Source organism: Sphingobium baderi (genome assembly GCF_001456115.1).
Taxonomy (GTDB): Bacteria; Pseudomonadota; Alphaproteobacteria; order Sphingomonadales; family Sphingomonadaceae; genus Sphingobium; species Sphingobium baderi_A.
Genome location: NZ_CP013264.1, coordinates 1,666,501 through 1,683,802 on the forward strand (window position 1 = coordinate 1,666,501; position 17,302 = coordinate 1,683,802).

General features: G+C 64.8%; 20 protein-coding genes and 1 tRNA gene. 7 read left to right on the forward strand and 14 right to left on the reverse strand.

Going from position 1 to position 17,302, the window contains the following annotated elements; genetic code table 11:
* The first annotated feature begins 20 nt into the window (after nucleotides 1-20).
* Nucleotides 21-1,082 carry a bifunctional DNA-binding transcriptional regulator/O6-methylguanine-DNA methyltransferase Ada gene (ada, locus tag ATN00_RS08305; protein ID WP_062068559.1) on the forward strand — a complete coding sequence of 354 codons (1,062 nt, stop codon included), beginning with the start codon at nucleotides 21-23 and terminating at the stop codon, nucleotides 1,080-1,082.
* Between the two features lie 252 nt (nucleotides 1,083-1,334).
* Here the strand turns inward: ada and ATN00_RS08310 are convergent, their stop codons facing one another.
* The gene (locus ATN00_RS08310) at nucleotides 1,335-3,506 is read right to left on the reverse strand and encodes a primosomal protein N' (RefSeq protein WP_062063852.1); all 2,172 of its coding nucleotides are present in this window, start codon (nucleotides 3,504-3,506) and stop codon (nucleotides 1,335-1,337) included.
* A 44-nt stretch (nucleotides 3,507-3,550) separates the two neighbouring features.
* Complete coding sequence (locus tag ATN00_RS08315) at nucleotides 3,551-4,216, reverse strand: DUF2490 domain-containing protein (protein ID WP_062063854.1); 666 nt, start codon at nucleotides 4,214-4,216, stop codon at nucleotides 3,551-3,553.
* A gap of 154 nt (nucleotides 4,217-4,370) precedes the next feature.
* Between ATN00_RS08315 and fsa the strand changes: the two genes are divergently transcribed.
* Nucleotides 4,371-5,024 (forward strand): fructose-6-phosphate aldolase, encoded by a 654-nt coding sequence (fsa, locus tag ATN00_RS08320; RefSeq protein WP_062063856.1) that lies wholly within the window; start codon nucleotides 4,371-4,373, stop codon nucleotides 5,022-5,024.
* Nucleotides 5,025-5,092: 68 nt separating this feature from the next.
* Nucleotides 5,093-5,434 (forward strand): antibiotic biosynthesis monooxygenase family protein, encoded by a 342-nt coding sequence (locus ATN00_RS08325; protein ID WP_062063857.1) that lies wholly within the window; start codon nucleotides 5,093-5,095, stop codon nucleotides 5,432-5,434.
* Between the two features lie 12 nt (nucleotides 5,435-5,446).
* On the opposite strand, the gene ATN00_RS08330 is transcribed toward ATN00_RS08325, so the two are convergent.
* On the reverse strand, nucleotides 5,447-6,124 hold the full coding sequence (locus ATN00_RS08330) for a spermidine synthase (protein WP_062063859.1): 678 nt from the start codon (nucleotides 6,122-6,124) through the stop codon (nucleotides 5,447-5,449).
* A 161-nt stretch (nucleotides 6,125-6,285) separates the two neighbouring features.
* Between ATN00_RS08330 and ATN00_RS08335 the strand changes: the two genes are divergently transcribed.
* Complete coding sequence (locus ATN00_RS08335) at nucleotides 6,286-6,738, forward strand: 3'-5' exoribonuclease (protein WP_062063861.1); 453 nt, start codon at nucleotides 6,286-6,288, stop codon at nucleotides 6,736-6,738.
* 52 nt (nucleotides 6,739-6,790) lie between these two features.
* Here ATN00_RS08335 and ATN00_RS08340 read toward each other — a convergent pair.
* A tRNA-Arg gene (locus ATN00_RS08340) sits at nucleotides 6,791-6,867 on the reverse strand.
* Nucleotides 6,868-6,953: 86 nt separating this feature from the next.
* On the opposite strand from ATN00_RS08340, the gene ATN00_RS08345 reads away from it, so the two are divergent.
* The gene (locus ATN00_RS08345) at nucleotides 6,954-7,673 is read left to right on the forward strand and encodes a queuosine precursor transporter (protein WP_062063862.1); all 720 of its coding nucleotides are present in this window, start codon (nucleotides 6,954-6,956) and stop codon (nucleotides 7,671-7,673) included.
* Nucleotides 7,674-7,676: 3 nt separating this feature from the next.
* Here ATN00_RS08345 and truA read toward each other — a convergent pair whose 3' ends face one another.
* Nucleotides 7,677-8,420: a tRNA pseudouridine(38-40) synthase TruA gene (gene truA / locus ATN00_RS08350; protein ID WP_062063864.1), complete on the reverse strand. Its 744-nt coding sequence runs from the start codon at nucleotides 8,418-8,420 to the stop codon at nucleotides 7,677-7,679.
* 25 nt (nucleotides 8,421-8,445) lie between these two features.
* Nucleotides 8,446-9,354, reverse strand: coding sequence for a methionyl-tRNA formyltransferase (fmt, locus tag ATN00_RS08355; RefSeq protein WP_062068560.1), 909 nt, complete (start codon nucleotides 9,352-9,354; stop codon nucleotides 8,446-8,448).
* Between the two features lie 117 nt (nucleotides 9,355-9,471).
* Between fmt and recR the strand changes: the two genes are divergently transcribed.
* Both recR and def read left to right on the forward strand, forming a co-directional pair.
* A complete protein-coding gene (recR, locus tag ATN00_RS08360) occupies nucleotides 9,472-10,068 on the forward strand; it encodes a recombination mediator RecR (protein ID WP_062063866.1) in 597 nt (198 codons plus the stop codon).
* A 31-nt stretch (nucleotides 10,069-10,099) separates the two neighbouring features.
* Nucleotides 10,100-10,633 (forward strand): peptide deformylase, encoded by a 534-nt coding sequence (def, locus tag ATN00_RS08365; protein WP_021245713.1) that lies wholly within the window; start codon nucleotides 10,100-10,102, stop codon nucleotides 10,631-10,633.
* 82 nt (nucleotides 10,634-10,715) lie between these two features.
* Here the strand turns inward: def and ATN00_RS08370 are convergent, their stop codons facing one another.
* Genes ATN00_RS08370 through ATN00_RS08405 form a run of 8 tightly spaced genes read right to left on the reverse strand, consistent with a single transcriptional unit; the run spans nucleotide 10,716 to nucleotide 17,252 of the window.
* On the reverse strand, nucleotides 10,716-11,042 hold the full coding sequence (locus ATN00_RS08370; RefSeq protein WP_062063868.1) for a hypothetical protein: 327 nt from the start codon (nucleotides 11,040-11,042) through the stop codon (nucleotides 10,716-10,718).
* A gap of 10 nt (nucleotides 11,043-11,052) precedes the next feature.
* Nucleotides 11,053-11,268 carry a hypothetical protein gene (locus ATN00_RS08375; protein WP_062063870.1) on the reverse strand — a complete coding sequence of 72 codons (216 nt, stop codon included), beginning with the start codon at nucleotides 11,266-11,268 and terminating at the stop codon, nucleotides 11,053-11,055.
* Between the two features lie 54 nt (nucleotides 11,269-11,322).
* Nucleotides 11,323-12,024: a phosphate regulon transcriptional regulator PhoB gene (gene phoB, locus ATN00_RS08380; RefSeq protein ID WP_031291547.1), complete on the reverse strand. Its 702-nt coding sequence runs from the start codon at nucleotides 12,022-12,024 to the stop codon at nucleotides 11,323-11,325.
* A gap of 2 nt (nucleotides 12,025-12,026) precedes the next feature.
* The gene (gene phoU, locus ATN00_RS08385; protein WP_062063872.1) at nucleotides 12,027-12,722 is read right to left on the reverse strand and encodes a phosphate signaling complex protein PhoU; all 696 of its coding nucleotides are present in this window, start codon (nucleotides 12,720-12,722) and stop codon (nucleotides 12,027-12,029) included.
* 35 nt (nucleotides 12,723-12,757) lie between these two features.
* Nucleotides 12,758-13,546 (reverse strand): phosphate ABC transporter ATP-binding protein PstB, encoded by a 789-nt coding sequence (gene pstB, locus ATN00_RS08390; protein ID WP_156415338.1) that lies wholly within the window; start codon nucleotides 13,544-13,546, stop codon nucleotides 12,758-12,760.
* 5 nt (nucleotides 13,547-13,551) lie between these two features.
* Nucleotides 13,552-14,796 carry a phosphate ABC transporter permease PstA gene (gene pstA, locus ATN00_RS08395; protein ID WP_062063876.1) on the reverse strand — a complete coding sequence of 415 codons (1,245 nt, stop codon included), beginning with the start codon at nucleotides 14,794-14,796 and terminating at the stop codon, nucleotides 13,552-13,554.
* Nucleotides 14,793-16,187, reverse strand: coding sequence for a phosphate ABC transporter permease subunit PstC (gene pstC / locus ATN00_RS08400; RefSeq protein WP_062063878.1), 1,395 nt, complete (start codon nucleotides 16,185-16,187; stop codon nucleotides 14,793-14,795). The genes pstA and pstC overlap by 4 nt, the downstream gene beginning before the upstream one ends.
* A gap of 9 nt (nucleotides 16,188-16,196) precedes the next feature.
* Entirely contained in the window at nucleotides 16,197-17,252 is a 1,056-nt protein-coding gene (locus tag ATN00_RS08405; RefSeq protein WP_062063881.1) for a substrate-binding domain-containing protein, read from the reverse strand.
* Nucleotides 17,253-17,302 lie beyond the last annotated feature (50 nt).

Below are 17,302 nucleotides of genomic sequence, written 5' to 3' on the forward strand. Positions count from 1 at the left end.
CTTCGGCTTATCCCATATGCATGAACCAGATGACTCATCCCTATGCCTCCGAGCGGACCATGCCCGATCCCGACGCCTGCTGGGACGCCTTCCTGCGCCGCGACCGCGGGGTGGACGGCCAGTTCGTCGGCGTGGTCCTGACCACCGGCATTTATTGCAAGCCAAGCTGCGCTGCGCGTCATCCGAAGCGGGAGAATATGATCTTCCTGCCCGATCCGGCGGCTGCGCGGGCGGCGGGATTTCGCGCCTGCCTGCGTTGCCGTCCCGATGAGGTCGGGCGCGACAGGCTGGCGGTGGAAGCGGCCAAGGCCCTGATTGCCGGAGCCGAAACGCCGCCGTCGCTCGATGAGGTCGCGGCGCATGCGGGCTATGCGCCGCATCATTTCCACCGCCTGTTCAAGCGGGAAACGGGGATGACGCCCGCCGCTTATGCCCGCGCCCTGCGCGCCGAGCGGCTGAAAGCGGCGCTGGGAGAGGAGAATAGCGTGACGGAAGCGATCTATGAAGCGGGCTATAATGCGCCGAGCCGTGCCTATGCCGATGCGGAGCGTCATCTGGGCATGACGCCCAGCGCCTGGAAGAATGGTGGTGCAGGGGTGGCGATTCGTCATGCGCTCGTCCCCACCAGCCTCGGGCCCGCGCTGGTTGCAGCAACGGAAAAGGGGCTGTGCCGCATCAGCTTTGATGAGGATGAAGCCGATCTTCGCCGCTATTTTCCCAAGGCGGAGCTATTGCCCGCCGACGCGCGCCTCGACGCATTGGCGAAGCAGGTCTCGGCTCTGGTGGATGACCCGGCAGCGGGCGCGGATCTGCCCGTCGATGTGCGCGGAACCGCGTTCCAGCAGGCGATATGGGCAGCCCTGTGCGCCATCCCGCCCGGCGAAACCCGCAGCTATGGCGAAATCGTGGCCGCCATCGGCAAGCCGGGCGCGGTGCGCGCGGCGGGAACGGCCTGTGGCGACAATAATCTGGCCGTCCTCATTCCCTGCCACCGCGTGCTGCGGAGCGATGGCGGCATGGGCGGCTACGCTTATGGGATCGAACGGAAGCGGGCCTTGTTGGAGCGGGAAAAGGAGCGTTAAGGGGCGATCCTCCTTTCCTTCCAGCACCCCGCTTGTCACCATTTCGCGTGTGATTCGATGTCATTGGGGGATGACTGAACATGAGGGCGTTTCGCAGGCTGCTGGTCCTTTTCGCCGCTGCGCCATAAGACGGGGAAGGGCGATCTGGAAGCGGGCAGCCCGGCGCGCGTCTACCTGCTTGCCAATGACCGCAAGGGGAAGGCGCTCGCCCGCAATTCCAACTGATGCAGGGCCTTTCGATCACGATCCCGCTTACATGAAGCTGTAGGGATCGACGTCCACCGCGACCCGCGTGCCCGATTTCCATGTGAGGTTGCCCAGCCATTCGCGGATGGCCGCCTGTATATCCACCTGCCGCGTCGCATGGATCAGCAGGCGATGGCGGTGCCGTCCGCGCAGGACCGACAGCGGCGCGGGCGCGGGACCATAAACCCGCATCCCTTCGACCAGCGGCGCGGATTTTCCGATCAGGCGGGCGACCTGCGCGGCTTCGTCGGCATCCTCGCTCGACACGATGATCGCGGCGAAGCGGCCGAAGGGCGGCGCATTGGCGTGGCGGCGATTCTCCGTCTCCACCGCATAGAATCGTTCGACATCGCCCGCGATCAGCGCCTGTATGACCTCGCTTTCGGGCATTCGCGTCTGGATAAAGACACGCCCCGGCTTCACGCCGCGCCCCGCGCGCCCCGCCACCTGCACGATCTGCTGGAAGGTCCGCTCCGACGCGCGCAGGTCGCCGCCTTCCAGCCCCAGATCGGCGTCGATTACGCCCACCAGCGTCAGATTGGGGAAGTGATAGCCCTTGGTCACAAGCTGCGTGCCGATGATGATGTCGACCGCGCCTGCCTCCACCGACTTCACGAACTCCGCCACCTTCGCCGGGGACCAGAGCGTGTCGGATGTGACGATGGCGGTGCGCGCCTGTGGCCAGAGCGCCTTCACCTCGTCCGCGATCCGCTCGACGCCGGGGCCGCAGGCGACAAGGCTGTCCTCCTCCTTGCACTCCGGGCAGAAGCGGGGCGAGGGGATCACATGGCCGCAATGATGACAGGCCAGCCGCCGGGTCAGCCGGTGCTCGACCATCCACGCGGTGCAATTGGGGCATTGGAAGCGATAGCCGCAATGGCGGCACAGCGTCAGCGGCGCATAGCCCCGGCGGTTGAGGAACAGCAGGCTCTGGTCGCCCTTCGCCATATTCTCATCGATAGCGATCACCAGCGGCGGCGCGATCCAGCGCCCCCGTTCGGGCGGGTCGGTCAGCAGGTTGATGCCTGCAATGTCCGGCATTTCCGCCCCGCCATAGCGCCCCGGCAGCTTGATTTCCCGATAACGGCCCAGCTCCACCTGATGCCGCGTCTCTATGGCGGGCGTGGCCGAAGCGAGCACGACGGGGAATTTCTCGATCAGCCCGCGCATCACCGCCACGTCGCGGGCATGATAGTGGACGCCATCCTCCTGCTTGAAGCTCGCCTCATGCGCTTCATCGACGACGATCAGGCCCAGATTGGGGTAGGGCAGGAACAAGGCCGATCGCGCGCCCACGACCACCCGCGCCTCGCCCGCCGCGATGGCGCGCCAGGCCCGCCGCCGCTCGCTCTGGCGCAGACCGCTGTGCCAGTTGACCGGCACCGTGCCGAACCGCTTTTCGAACCGCTCCAGAAAAGGCTCCGTCAGCGCGATTTCGGGGAGCAGCACCAGCACCTGCCGCCCTTCGCGGATCGCGGCGGCGATGGCCTCGAAATAGACCTCCGTCTTGCCCGATCCCGTCACGCCGTCCAGCAGGAACGGCGCGAAGTCGCGGGCATGAACCGCCTCCACGAAGCTGTCGGCGGCGGCGCGCTGCTGGTCCGACAAAGCGGGCGGCGCATGATCGGGGTCGGGCTGCGGGAAGGGGGTGTCGACGCTCACCTCCATCGCCTCGAACGCGCCCGCCTTGATGAGGCCGCGAATCACCGCGTCGCTCACCCCGCCGATCATCGCCAGCTCGCGGATCAGCCCCTGCCGCTCGCCGATCCGTTCCATGGCCTGCGTGCGCTGCTCGGTCATGCGGTCGGGCAGGGTGCCGGTGGCGCGATATTCGATGACCGTCCGCGCGCCCTCCAGCGCCGCCATCGACGCCAGCGTCATCCGCAGCACGGCGGCGGGCGGCGCGAGATAATAATCCGCCGTCCATTCGATCAGCCGCCGCAGCGTCTCCGGCACCGGCGGCGCATCGACCAGCGCGACGATGTTCCGCAGGCGATTGTCGCCCACGCTCTCCACATCGGGGAAAGCATCCTCCTCCCACACCACGCCGACGATCTGGCGCGGGCCGAGCGGCGCGACGACGATGCTGCCGGGCCTGGCGTTCATCCCGTGCGGCACGCGATAATCGAGCGGCCCCACAGCGGCGTTCAGCAACAGGACACGGGCGCGCGAACTCATGGCATGTCCCTACCGCGCATGGCCGTGGAGGCAAAGCCGCTGCGTCAGATTTTCCAGGCGAGCGTCAGCCAGGGGACGTGCGCCACCGCATCGGGCCGGTGATCGCGAAAGCTCTGCTGGCGCATATAGAGCAGTTGCACGTCCATCGCCTTGCTCACCGCATGGCGCAGGCCGATCTGGTGACGCATGGTGGCCAGCCCGCTTTTGTCCGAAGGCCTTGCCCGGTTGAGGTGGAAGAAGACTTCCACCGCCCCCACGATCGTCCAGCGCCTGTCGTCATCGACCGGCACGCTGGCCTGCACCCGTTGCCGCAATCGCCAGCTTGCGCGGTCGGCCGTGTCGAAGAAACGCTGCTCCAGCCGGGTGCGGGCCTGCCAGATGCCCCGGCTGAACGTCACCTGCTGGAACAGGCGCATCTCCTCTTCCGCCTTCCCCTCCGCATAAGCGATGCCGCCTCCAACCAGCACGCCCTGCGCGACGCGATGATCCAGCGCCACCCGGAAAAGGCCTTGCTCATCGTCCGACCGCGCGCTGCGGAAACGCTGGCTCATGTCCAGCGTCACAGTGTCGGCCTCGCTGGCCTGGATCGCCACCGATTCGCCTATCCACGCCTGATTCTCGTTCGTTTCGGCAAAGGCGGGCATGGCCGTCAGCAGGGGAGACAGGGTGAGCGCGCCCGAGAGGATATGCAGACGCGGGGGTAACGGCATGGATCGGTCCTTTGGAAAGGTGCCGCTGCCATAAAGTTGCGCTAGGCCCGATGCAAAGCCTTTGCGGTTCAGGCGATGGCGATGTGATGGCGATTCCGGCCACCAGCCGCTAAAGGGCAGGAACGATTCGTCCCTTCGCCCGGAGCCTCATACCATGAAATTCTTCGTCGACACCGCCGACACCGCCGAAATCCGCGAACTGGCCGCCACCGGCCTGCTGGACGGCGTCACCACCAACCCCTCGCTGATCGCCAAGTCGGGCCGCAAGTTCATTGAAGTGGTGGAAGAGATTTGCGGCATCGTCGATGGCCCTGTGTCCGCCGAAGTCGTCGCGCTCGACCATGAAACGATGATGAAGGAAGCCGCCATCCTGCGGAAGATCGCGGACAATGTCTGCATCAAGGTGCCGCTCACCATCGATGGCCTGAAAACCTGCAAGGCGCTCAGCGACGATGGCTGCATGGTCAATGTGACGCTGTGCTTTTCGGCCAATCAGGCGCTGCTGGCGGCGAAGGCGGGCGCGACTTTCATCTCGCCCTTCGTCGGCCGTCACGACGACAATGGCTTTGACGGCATGAAGCTGATCGAGGACATCCGCCTGATCTACGATAATTATGGCTTCACAACGGAAATTCTGGTCGCCTCGGTCCGTCACCCGATCCATGTCCTGGAAGCCGCGAAGATCGGCGCGGACGTCATGACCGCCCCGCCAGCCGTCATCAAGGCGCTGTTCAACCATGTCCTGACCGACAAGGGCATCGCCGGGTTCCTGGCGGATTGGGAAAAAACCGGCCAGTCGCTTCTCTGATTATAGGGCGGGGCTGGAAACATCTCCGGCTTCCGGTCATTCTCCCTTGAAACAAGGGAGAGAAAGCCATGTTCGTCGCGGTTTACTGGTGGCGCGTCCACCCCGGCAAGGAAGACCAGTTCCGCGCGGCATGGCGCCGGGGCACGGACCTCATCCGTGAAAAATATGGCAGTTATGGTTCGCGCTTGCATCGCGACGGGGACGGGCGTTTCGTCGGCTATGCCGAATGGCCGGACGAGGCCACATGGCGCGCGGCCTTCGACCGGAAGATGGTCTATGACGATCCCGAAACCCGCGCCGCCTTCAGCGACGCGGTGGCCGAAGTGCCGCCCGATGCCGATCCCATTTTCACCATGACCGTCACGGACGACCTGCTGCTGCGGTCGCGGGGCTTTCCGGCGGAAGGCTGACGGCCGGGGCGTTCAGCGCGCGGCCTTTTGCGCGAACCAGATGATATGTTGCGGGCCCTTGCCGTTGCTGCGGGCCCGAACCCTGACTTCATCGACGACAAGGCCGGTTTGGGACAGGCGGCGCGCAAAGGCGGCATCCGGTGCCGCCGACCATATTGCCAGCACGCCGCCCGGTCTGAGCGCGGCGATGGCTGCCGCCAGACCTTGCGGTGAATAGAGACGATCATTGGCCTGGCGGACCAGCCCATCGGGACCATTATCCACATCGAGGAGTATCGCATCGTAACGGCTGCTGGCGGCAGCGATCACGTTCGCGACATCATCCTCGATCAGGCGCACGCGCGGATCGTCGAGGCAACCGGCCGCCAGTTCGATCATCGGCCCGCGCGCCCAGGCGATGATCTCGGGCACCAGTTCGGCCACGGTGATCTGCGCCGATCCGTCCAGCGCGGCGAGCGCGGCGCGCAGGGTGAATCCCATGCCATAGCCGCCAATCAGGAAATGCGGGGATTTGCGGCCATGCAGCCGTTCGCAGGTCATATGGGCGAGCGCCTCTTCCGATCCGCTCATCCGGCTGCTCATCAACTCATTGCGGTCGAGCACGATCATGAAATCCCCGCCGCGCCGATAGAGCGTCAGTTTTTCGCCACCGGGGACAGTGGCCGATCCGATATATTCCCGTGGCTGCATGACGTCTTTCTCTTATGGGGCGGTGGTTTGGCTTCGCCTCCTCCTATGGCATGTCACGGTCATGCGCCAAGCAAAGCTGCGATGGAGGGTTTACGGACAGGAGGCGCGGCGGCATAGCGGCCGGACATTGTTGGCTCCCCACTTTGAAAAGCGTTCCTCCATTGCGATACTTTCTTGATACCGAATTCAATGGCTTCGGCGGAGATTTGATCAGTCTGGCGCTCGTCCCGGAATATGGCGATCAGGATTTCTACGTGTCGTTGCCGCTTCCCGCGAAAGTCCATTCATGGGTGCAGCAGAACGTCATTCCCTATCTCCGGTCCGTTCCGCTGGGGGTCGATCATATGTTGAGCCGCGAACAGGCGGCGCGGCATATCGAAGTCTATCTGGCGAACGACCCGGACCCGGTGATCGTGGCGGACTGGCCGGACGATCTGGGCTATTTCTGTCATCTGCTGGTGACTGGACCGGGCGAGATGATCACCATCGACGGGCTGCGTCTGGAATTGATCAACGCGGCGGGTTTCAGCGCGGCCGCGAACAGCAGGATGCCCCACAACGCCCTATATGATGCCCGCGCGCTCAAGGACTTCTGCCTGGGTTCGGCTTATTGACCGCTCGCGCGGCTGCCTCAGCGTTCACCGCGCTATCCCGGCTGGGCAGGAATGGCGACCCCGGCAGGATTCGAACCTGCGACCATTCGCTTAGAAGGCGAATGCTCTATCCAGCTGAGCTACGGGGCCATCGTTGCGCTCGATAGCGGCGCTTGGGGCGGTGTGCAATCATCAGCGGCATTTGCAATCCTGCACGCACAGGATATGCAACATGCATGAACGACGCGGGGGTCCGGAAAATCGATGCGGCGACGCTGGGGGCACGCCCGCTGCGCTATTTCGATTTCTTCATGGCGGCCTTCGTCGCGATCCTGCTGCTGTCCAACCTGATCGGCGCGGCCAAGCTGTCCTCGCTGGGCGGCGTCACGTTTGGCGCGGGCATATTGTTCTTTCCGCTGGGCTATGTGATCGGCGACGTCCTGACCGAAGTCTATGGCTATGCCCGCGCGCGGCGCTGCGTCTGGGCGGGGTTCGTCGCGATGCTGTTCATGGCGCTGATGAGCTGGGTCGTGGTGGGGCTCCCCCCGGCGCAGGGCTGGCCCGACCAGAAAGCCTATGAAGCCGTGTTCGGCAGCACCTGGCGCATCGTCTTTGCCTCGCTCGTCGCCTTCTGGGCGGGGGAACTGGCGAACAGCTTCGTCCTGGCGAAGATGAAGCTGCTGACCAAAGGCAAGCATCTGTGGACCCGCACCATCGGCTCGACGATCGTGGGGCAGGGGGTGGACAGCCTGCTTTTCTATCCGCTGGCCTTTTACGGCAACTGGACCACCGCGCAGGTTCTGACCGTGATGGTCACCAACTGGGCGATGAAGGTGGCATGGGAAGCGGTGCTGACGCCCGTCACCTACCTCGCCGTCAACACGCTCAAGCGCCGCGAAGGGCTGGACGTCTATGACGAGGGCACGAACTTCACGCCCTTCCGCACCCGCATCTGATCCTCAAGCCGGATAGTCCGCCCGCACGAAATACAGCCCGTCCGGCGGCGCGTTGAGCGCCAGCGCCGCCCGGTCCCGCGCCTCCAGCGCCCTTTGCATGTCCGTCGCGCTCCACCGTCCCATGCCCACCATGGCGAGGCAGCCCACCATCGAGCGCACCTGATGATGGAGGAACGACCGCGCCGCCGCATGGATCGCGATCCGGTCGCCCGCCCGCTCCACGTCCAGCCGGTCGAGCGTCTTTATGGGGCTTGTCGACTGGCAATGGGCCGAACGGAACGTCGTGAAGTCATGCAACCCGACGAGCACTTGCGCCGCTTCCTGCATCGCCTTTTCATCGAGCGGCTGGATCACCCGCCACGCCAGCCCGCTTTCCCATGTCAGCGGCGCGCGCCGGTTGACGATGCGATAGACATAGGACCGCCCCACGCAGGAAAAGCGCGCATGCCAGTCATCCGGTACCGCCTCGCACGCCAGCACCGCGACGGGATGGGGCCGCAGCCGCGCATTGACCGCCTCCATCAGCCGGAAGGGCGGCATGTCCTTTTCGACATCGGCATGGCACCGCATCGCCAGCCCATGCACCCCCGCGTCGGTCCGCCCCGCCGCATGGATCACGGCGCGCTCGCCCGTGACAGCGAAGATCGCGTCCTCCATGGCCTGCTGCACGCTTGGCCCATGCGCCTGCCGCTGCCAGCCCATGAAGGGCCGCCCGTCAAATTCCACGGTGAAAGCGAAGCGGGTCATGGATTATCGAACGGCCATGTAGGGCTCAGCCATCGACCCGGCTGCCCGCGGGCATGTCGAACCCGCGCAGCAATTCCCCCGCCGACATCGCGCCCTTGCCCGCCCGCTGGATCAGCGTGGGCCGGATCGCGCCATGCCCGCACCCGATCAGCAGGCTGTTGTCGAGCAGTTCGCCCGCCGCTCCGCCATGCTCCTCCACCTGCGCCGCGAGCACCCGGAACCGCTCGCCGCGATATTCGAAGAACGCGCCGGGAAAGGGGTTGAAGGCGCGCACTTGCCGCTCGACCTGATGCGCGTCCCGCGAAAAGTCGATCCGCGCTTCCGCCTTGTCGATCTTCGCGGCGTAGGTGACGCCCTCTTCCGGCTGCGGCACCGGCGGATGCAGCGACAGGTCATCGAGCACCTCCACCATCAACGCGCCGCCCGCCTCCGCCAGTTCCTGCGTCAATTCACCTGCCGTCTTGTCCTCGATCGGCGTCACATGCTTGGCGCGCATCGGACCGGTGTCCAACCCCGCTTCCATGTCCATGATCGTGACGCCGCTCAGATTATCGCCCGACAGGATCGCCCGCTGGATCGGCGCGGCGCCCCGCCAGCGCGGCAGCAGCGAGGCATGGATATTGAGGCACCCGAAACGCGGCGCATCCAATATCGCCCTGGGCAGGATCAGCCCATAGGCCGCCACGACCGCCGCATCGGCCTTGAGCGCCGCGAAATCGGCCTGCACCGCCGCGTCCTTCAGCGTCAGCGGCGTCCGCACTTCGACCCCCCTTTCTTCGGCGCGGCTGTGCACGGGGGAGGGGCGCAGCGCCTTGCCCCGGCCCGCCGGACGCGGCGGCTGGCTATAGACCGCGACGATCTCATGCCCGGCCCGCGCCAGCGCGTCGAGCGCCGGAACGGCGAAATCGGGGGTGCCCATATAGACGATACGCATAACGGCCTTCTTGCTTGGTTCCCTGGCACCGCATCCGAAATGCGCTTGCCGGCGCATTTCCGAGGAAGCCTCTCAAACTCTTTTGACCCTCAGCTTGCAAGCCCTTATCTCGGTTCCATGGCTTCTCCAGAAATCGACGCGCTGACGCAGGCGCTTTCCCGCCTGCCGGGCCTTGGCCCCCGTTCGGCGCGGCGGGCCGTGCTGCACCTGCTCAAGAAGCGCGAAACCGCGCTCGAACCGCTCTTGCGCGCATTGGAGGCCGTGAACGAACGGCTCGTCACCTGCGGCATATGCGGCAATGTCGACACGGTCGATCCCTGCGGCATCTGCGCCGATCCGCGCCGCGACGCCCGCGCGCTCTGCGTGGTGGAGGATGTGCCGGACCTGTGGGCGCTCGACAAGTCGCGCCTTTTCCCCGGCCGTTTCCATGTGCTGGGCGGCCGCCTGTCCGCGCTGGAGGGCGTGCGGCCTGAAGACCTCGGCATCGACACGCTGGTCGCGCGCGTGGAGGCGGGCGGCATAGACGAAGTCGTCCTCGCCATGAACGCCACGCTGGAGGGGCAGACGACCGCCCATTATCTCGCCGAAAGGCTGGAGCGTTTCCCCATCCGCCTCACCCAGTTGGCCCATGGCGTGCCGGTCGGCGGAGAGCTGGATTATCTGGACGAAGGCACTTTGGCGCAGGCGTTGCGCGCCCGCCGTCCGGTCGCTTGAAAAAAGCGGCTAATCCGCTTATTTTGCGATCATGGCCATTCTTCCCATCCTTGAGGCGCCCGATCCGCGCCTGCGTACCATTTCGACGCCCGTTGAGGCGATCGACGACGATTTGCAGCGCCTGATCGACGACATGTTCGAAACGATGTATGACGCGCCCGGCATCGGCCTCGCCGCGATTCAGGTCGGCGTGCCCAGGCGCGTGCTGGTGATCGACCTCCAGGAACCCGAATCGGACGAAGAAGGCGCGCCGTCGGTCAAGAAGCCGCTGGTCTTCATCAACCCCGAAATCCTCGAAGGATCGGACGACCTGTCGGTCTACAATGAAGGCTGTCTCTCCGTCCCCGACCAATATGCCGAGGTGGAGCGCCCCGCGACCATCCGCGCAAGCTGGATGGACCGCGACGGCCGCATCCATGAGGAACAGCTGGAAGGCCTCCTTGCCACCTGCCTCCAGCATGAGATGGACCATTTGCAGGGCGTCCTCTTCATCGACCACCTCTCACGCCTGAAGCGCGACATGCTGCTGAAGAAACTCGACAAGGCGCGGAAGGCGGCGGCCTGAATTTGGCGTGACGTCCAAACACAAAAGCGCCCCAGCTGAAAGGCCGGGGCGCTTCTGTTTTGGTAGAATGGGCTTACGATCATTAGCGGCCGCCTAGCGGTCCATCCGGCAACGTTTTGAGATAGTCCAAAATCGCTTCGACAGTGGCAATGGATGCGCGGTGAGCTTCGTCCGTAATCGGACCAAGGCCCATGTGCTCTGAACCGATCCGGTCTAAGTAAGCAACAGCCTCTTCAGTCGTCTCGCCGCGATGCAGTTTACTGACAACCTGTAACAGATAGCTGTCGTACTCATCCGCAGCGTTTTCTTTCCAATCATCTGTGTCGAACGATCGGATGCCGATTGGGTCCCAATGGTCCCAACCAATCTGCCGAAGGTGGCTGAGCTGGATTTTTGGATAAGGGTTCATGGCTCCATCATTACACGGGCAATCTCAGCTTCCCACCCAAATCGGATAGCGCCGCCGTCTCGCCGCGATGCAGTTTACTGACAACCTGTAACAGATAGCTGTCGTACTCATCCGCAGCGTTTTCTTTCCAATCATCTGTGTCGAACGATCGGATGCCGATTGGGTCCCAATGGTCCCAACCAATCTGCCGAAGGTGGCTGAGCTGGATTTTTGGATAAGGGTTCATGGCTCCATCATTACACGGGCAATCTCAGCTTCCCACCCAAATCGGATAGCGCCGCTACGCCACCCCATCCGTATCCAGCGCATAGCCCGCCGAGCGCACCGTCCGGATGATGTCCTGATATTTGCCGTCCGCGTTGATCGCCTTGCGGAGGCGGCGGATATGCACGTCCACGGTCCGCAGCTCGATGTCGCTGTCCTGCCCCCACACGCTGTCGAGCAGCCGCTCGCGTGAAAAGACCCAGCCCGGATGCTCCAGAAAGTGCTTCAACAAGCGGAACTCGGTCGGCCCCAGCGGAACCACCTGTCCGCCGCGCCGGACCTTGTGACCCACCGTGTCCATCTCGACATCGGCGAAGCTCAGCGTCTCTCCGGCCAGCGCGGGCCGCACCCGCCGCAGCACCGCACCCACGCGCGCCACCAGCTCGCGCGGCGAAAAGGGCTTGGTCACATAATCGTCCGCGCCCGTCTCCAGGCCGCGCACGCGGTCCTCTTCCTCGCCCCGCGCGGTCAGCATGATGATCGGCACGTTGGCCGTCCCGTTCATGCGGCGCAGGCGGCGGCACACCTCGATCCCCGACAGGCTCTCCACCATCCAGTCGAGCAGCACGATGTCCGGCGCGTTCTCCTGCGCCAGCAGCAGCGCCTCCTCGCCGTCGACCGTGTGGGCGACCTCGAAATCCTCCCGCTTGAAATGCCAGATCAGCAGTTCGGCGAGCGCCGCGTCATCCTCGACCAGCAGCATCTTGGCACGGGCCACGCTCAATCCTCCGCCTGGCCGCTGCCGCCGCGTTCGCGGTCGGGCGCCGTCTGGCCGGTCGCGGCATAATAGACCATCTCGGCCACATTGGTCGCATGGTCGCCGATCCGCTCGATATTCTTGGCGACGAACAGCAGATGCGCGCATTCGCTGATCGTCTTGGGATTTTCGACCATGTAGGTGACCAGCGAGCGGAAGACGCTGTCATAGAAATCGTCCACCACCGTGTCCCGCTCGATCACCGCCACGGCCAGGTCCGCGTCCCGCGCGGCGAAGGCGTTGAGCGCATCATGCACCATCTCGCCCGCCACCTGCCCCATGGACGGCAGCATCGACATCGGCTCCAGCGTCCGCTTGTTGGTGGCGATGGAGGGCACGCGCTTGGCGATGTTCTTGGCATAGTCGCCGATCCGCTCCACCACGCTCACGATCCGCAATGCGGCGATCACGTCGCGCAGGTCGTTCGCCATCGGGGCGCGCAGGGCGATGATCTGGATCACCAGCTTCTCGACCTCCGATTCCAGCGCGTCGATGCGCTTGTCCTCGGCCACCACTTGCGCGGCCAGTTTCTTGTCATGCCGTTGCAGCGACAGCATCGCATTTTCTATCGCCGCCTCCGCGCGCCCGCCCATCTCGGCGATAAGGCCGCGCAGCTTGTCGATTTCCTCGTCGAACGCCTTGATCGTATGTTCAGCCATGTCTTGTCTCTCTCCCGCGCCGGTCGGCCCCAAAGTCAGCCGTAGCGCCCGGTGATGTAATCCTTGGTCCGTTCCTGCCGCGGATTGGTGAAGATGTCGGACGTCACGCCATATTCCACCAGCTCGCCCAGGTGGAAAAAGGCCGTCCGCTGCGACACGCGCGCCGCTTGCTGCATATTGTGCGTGACGATGACGATGGCGTAACGCCCGCGCAATTCGTGGATCAGTTCCTCGATCTTCGCCGTCGCGATGGGATCGAGCGCGGAACAGGGTTCGTCCATCAGGATCACTTCGGGTTCCACCGCGATGGCCCGCCCGATGCAAAGCCGCTGCTGCTGCCCGCCCGAAAGCGCCGTGCCGCTGTCGTGCAGCCGGTCCTTCACCTCGTCCCACAGCCCCGCGCGGCGCAGCGACTTTTCGACGATCACGTCCAGATCGGCCTTGCCCGCCGCCAGCCCGTGGATGCGCGGCCCGTAAGCGATATTCTCGTAGATCGACTTGGGGAAGGGATTGGGCTTCTGGAACACCATGCCCACCCGTGCGCGCAACTGCACCACATCCATGGAAGGGGCATAGATATCCTCCCCGTCCAGCGTGATCGCGCCTTCGACGCGGGCGCTCGCCACCGTGTCGTTCATGCGGTTGAGCGTCCGCAGGAAAGTCGACTTGCCGCAGCCCGAAGGACCGATGAAGGCCGTCACATTGTCCATGTCGACGTCGATCGACACGCCCTTGATCGCCTGCTTGTCGCCATAGAACACCTTGACGTCGCGCGCGGTCATCTTGGTTTCGGTGGCGGGGGTCAGCGTTTGCGGTTCATGCATCATATTTACCACCGTTTTTCAAACTTGTTACGCAGGTATATGGCGAGGCCGTTCATCGCGAGCAGGAAGACCAGCAGCACGATGATGGCGGCGGACGTTTTTTCGACAAAGCCCTTCGACACTTCGTCGGACCACAGGAATATCTGCACCGGTAGCACGGTCGCGGGGTCGGTGATCCCGCCCGGCGGCGTCGCGATGAAGGCGCGCATCCCGATCATCAGCAGCGGCGCGGTTTCGCCCAAAGCGCGCGCCATGCCGATGATCGTGCCGGTGAGGATGCCGGGCAGCGCCAGCGGCAGCACATGCTGGAACACCACCTGAACCGGGGAAGCGCCGATGCCGAGCGCCGCGTCGCGGATGCTGGGCGGCACGGACTTGATCGCGTTGCGCCCGGCGATGACGATGACCGGCATGGTCATCAGCGCCAGCGTCATGCCCCCCACCAGCGCGGCCGAACGCGGCAGGTGCATAAAGTTGAGGAAGATCGACAGCCCCAGCAGGCCGAAGATGATCGAAGGCACCGCCGCCAGATTGTTGATCGACACTTCGATAATGTCGGTCCACCAGCTCTTGCGCGCATATTCCTCCAGATAGAGCGCGGTCGCCACGCCCACGGGAAAACTCAGCAGCAGCGTCACCAGCATGGTGAGCAGCGATCCCTTGAACGCCCCCCAGATGCCGACCTGCGTCGGATCGGTGCCGTCGCTCCCGGTCAGGAAGCTCGCGTTGAACCCGGTCGACAACACGCCCTGCTGCTTCAGCCGCGCGACGGCGGCTTCGGCCTGCGGCGATCCCTTGCCCTTGGCGGCCAGGTCGATCACGGTCGAGGCGGGCACGCTGATGGTTTCGGTGCGGCTGAGAATCTTCGGGTCGGCTTTGATCGCGTCGCGGATGCTGGTCCAGGCGGTCGGCGACAGCAGCGCGTCGGCGTCCGGCCCCAGCGCCTTCTTCGCGACCTCGCTCGTCACCATGGGCAGGTTCGCGCCGACCAGCCCCTGATCGGTGATATTGGCCGGGTCGAGCAGCAGCGGCGAGGCCGGGAAATCGACTTGCAGCGCGATCTCCGTCCGGGTGAAGCCGCGCAGCCCGTTGCCCAGCATGGTGAACAGCAGGAAGGCGAGGAAAGCGGCGGAAAGCATCACCGCGAACAGGCCCATGAGCTTGAAGCGCCGTTCGGCCGCATAACGCCGCGCGATCCGCTTCTGCATCACGTCCGACTTCCAGTCGGTGGGGTTGCGCGTCGCACTCATTCGTAAGCCTCGCGATATTTCTTCACGACCCGCAGGGCCACGATGTTGAGCAGCAGGGTGACGATGAACAGCACCAGCCCCAGCGCGAAGGCCGCCAGCGTCTTGGCGCTGTCGAACTCCTGATCGCCGGTCAGAAGCTGGACGATCTGCGTCGTCACTGTCGTCACGCTGGAAAAGGGATTGAGCGTCAGGTTCGCGGCAAGGCCCGCCGCCATCACCACGATCATCGTTTCGCCGATGGCGCGGCTGACGGCCAGCAGCACGCCGCCGACCACGCCGGGGAGCGCCGCGGGGATCAACACCTTGCGGATCGTCTCGCTGGTCGTCGCGCCCATGGCGAGGCTGCCGTCGCGCATCGACTGCGGCACGGCGGCGATGCTGTCGTCTGCCATGGACGACACGAAGGGGATGATCATCACCCCCATCACCAGTCCCGCCGCCAGCGCGCTTTCCGAACTCGCGCCATGAATGCCGACGCTCACCGCGAAATCGCGGAGCGCAGGCGCGATGGTGAGCGCCGCGAAATAGCCGTAAACCACAGTCGGGACGCCGGCCAGCACCTCAAGGATGGGCTTCATCCACTTGCGGACCTGCGGCCGCGCATATTGGGTCAGGTAGATGGCGCTCATCAGGCCCAGCGGGATGGCGACCACCATGGCGATGATCGCGCCGATGAAGATCGTGCCCCAGAATAGCGGCACCGCGCCAAAGGCGTCCTTATTGCCATAACCCATCGCCGCCGACTGCGGGCTCCATTTGGTCCCGAACAGGAAGTCGACCGGGTTCACCATCGAAAAGAAGCGGATCGATTCCCACAGCAGCGACACGACGATACCCAGCGTGGTCACGATCGCCAGCAGCGACGCGATCAGCAGCGACGCCATCACCAGCCGCTCGACCCGCGTGCGCGCCCGGAAATCGGGCCGGACGCGGGTGAAGGCATAGGCTCCGCCCGCAAAGGCGAGCACCAGCGCCAGCGCCGCGCCTGCTATGCCATATTCGTTCATGGCCGTGCGATAGGGTTCGACCAGCGCCCGCGCGGCGGGGTTGAAGGCGGCGGCCTGCGCGCCCGACGCGATGTTGCGCGCCTCGCCCAATATGGCGGATCGGGAGAAGGCATCGGCGGGCAGGCTCTGCGCCGCCGGGTCGCTCAGCACCGTCTGGGTGATCAGGCCGGGCGACACATTGGCCCATATGGCGAGGAAAATGGCGGCGGGGATCAGTGTCCACAGCGCCACATACCAGCCATGATAGCCCGGCAGGCTATGCACGGCATCACGCCGCCCCGACGTCCGCGCCACGGTTTGCAACCGCAGCGCGCGCGCGCGCGCGCTGACCCAGGCGATCGCGCCAAGGCCAGCCAGCAGCAGGAAGATTGCAGGTCCGGTCATCGCTGTCGCTTATTTCAGGACCGAACCATCCAGCACGGTCAGCGATTTCACCGCTTCCGCGCTCGCCTTCCGCACATCGTCGGGCGCTGCGACCATGCCGCGCTTGGTCAGCGGGCCGTCCGGGGCCCAATTGGCGGCGAAGGCGTTCAGATAGGCCTGAAGCCCCGGAACCGCCTGCATATGCGCCTTCTTGACGTAGATGTAGAGCGGACGCGCGCCCGGATACTGGCCGGTCGACACCGTTTCATAGGTCGCCTCGACGCCGTTGATCGGCACGTCCTTCAGCGTATCCTTGTTTTCTTCCAGGAAGCTGAAGCCGAAGATGCCCAGCGCGTTGGGATTGGCGCCCAGCTTCTGCACGATCAGATTGTCGTTTTCGCCTGAGTCCACATATTTGCCGTCCTCGCGGATGCGGGTGCAGGTGGCCTTATATTCGTCCTCATTCTTTTCCTTGAGCGCCTTCATCGCCTCGTCGCTCTGGCAGCCCTTCTCCAGGATCAGCTCGGCCAGCGAATCGCGCGTGCCGCTGGTCGACGGCGGGCCAAAGACGGAAATGGGAATGGCGGGCAGGCTGGGGTCCACATCCTTCCAGCTCTGCGCCTTGTTCGGGCCCTTGCCATAGGGGTTGGCGGCCAGCGCCTCATAGACGATCTTGGGGGTCAGCTTGAAACCCGGTCCCTTGCTCGATTCGGCGAAGGCGAGGCCATCGACGCCGATCTGGATCTCCACGATGTCCTTGACGCCATTTTGCTGGCACATCTCGAACTCGGCCTTCTTCATGCGGCGCGATGCGTCGGCGATGTCGGGATATTGCGCGCCTACGCCCGCGCAGAACAGCTTCATGCCGCCGCCCGTGCCGGTCGATTCGATGATCGGCGACTTCATGCCCGGATTGCCCTGCACGAACAGTTCGGCGACCGCCGTGGCGAAGGGATAGACGGTGGAGGAACCGACCGCGCGGATCTGGTCACGGGTTCCGCCCGCGCCGCCGCCGCTTTGATCGCCGCAGCCGGCAAGGGTGAGCGCGGCCACGGCCGTCGCGGCAAAGAGAGCGAAATGCTTCACGGAAACCTCCATCATTGCAAAGGCCGCGATTCGCTGGTCGCTGCCCCCCG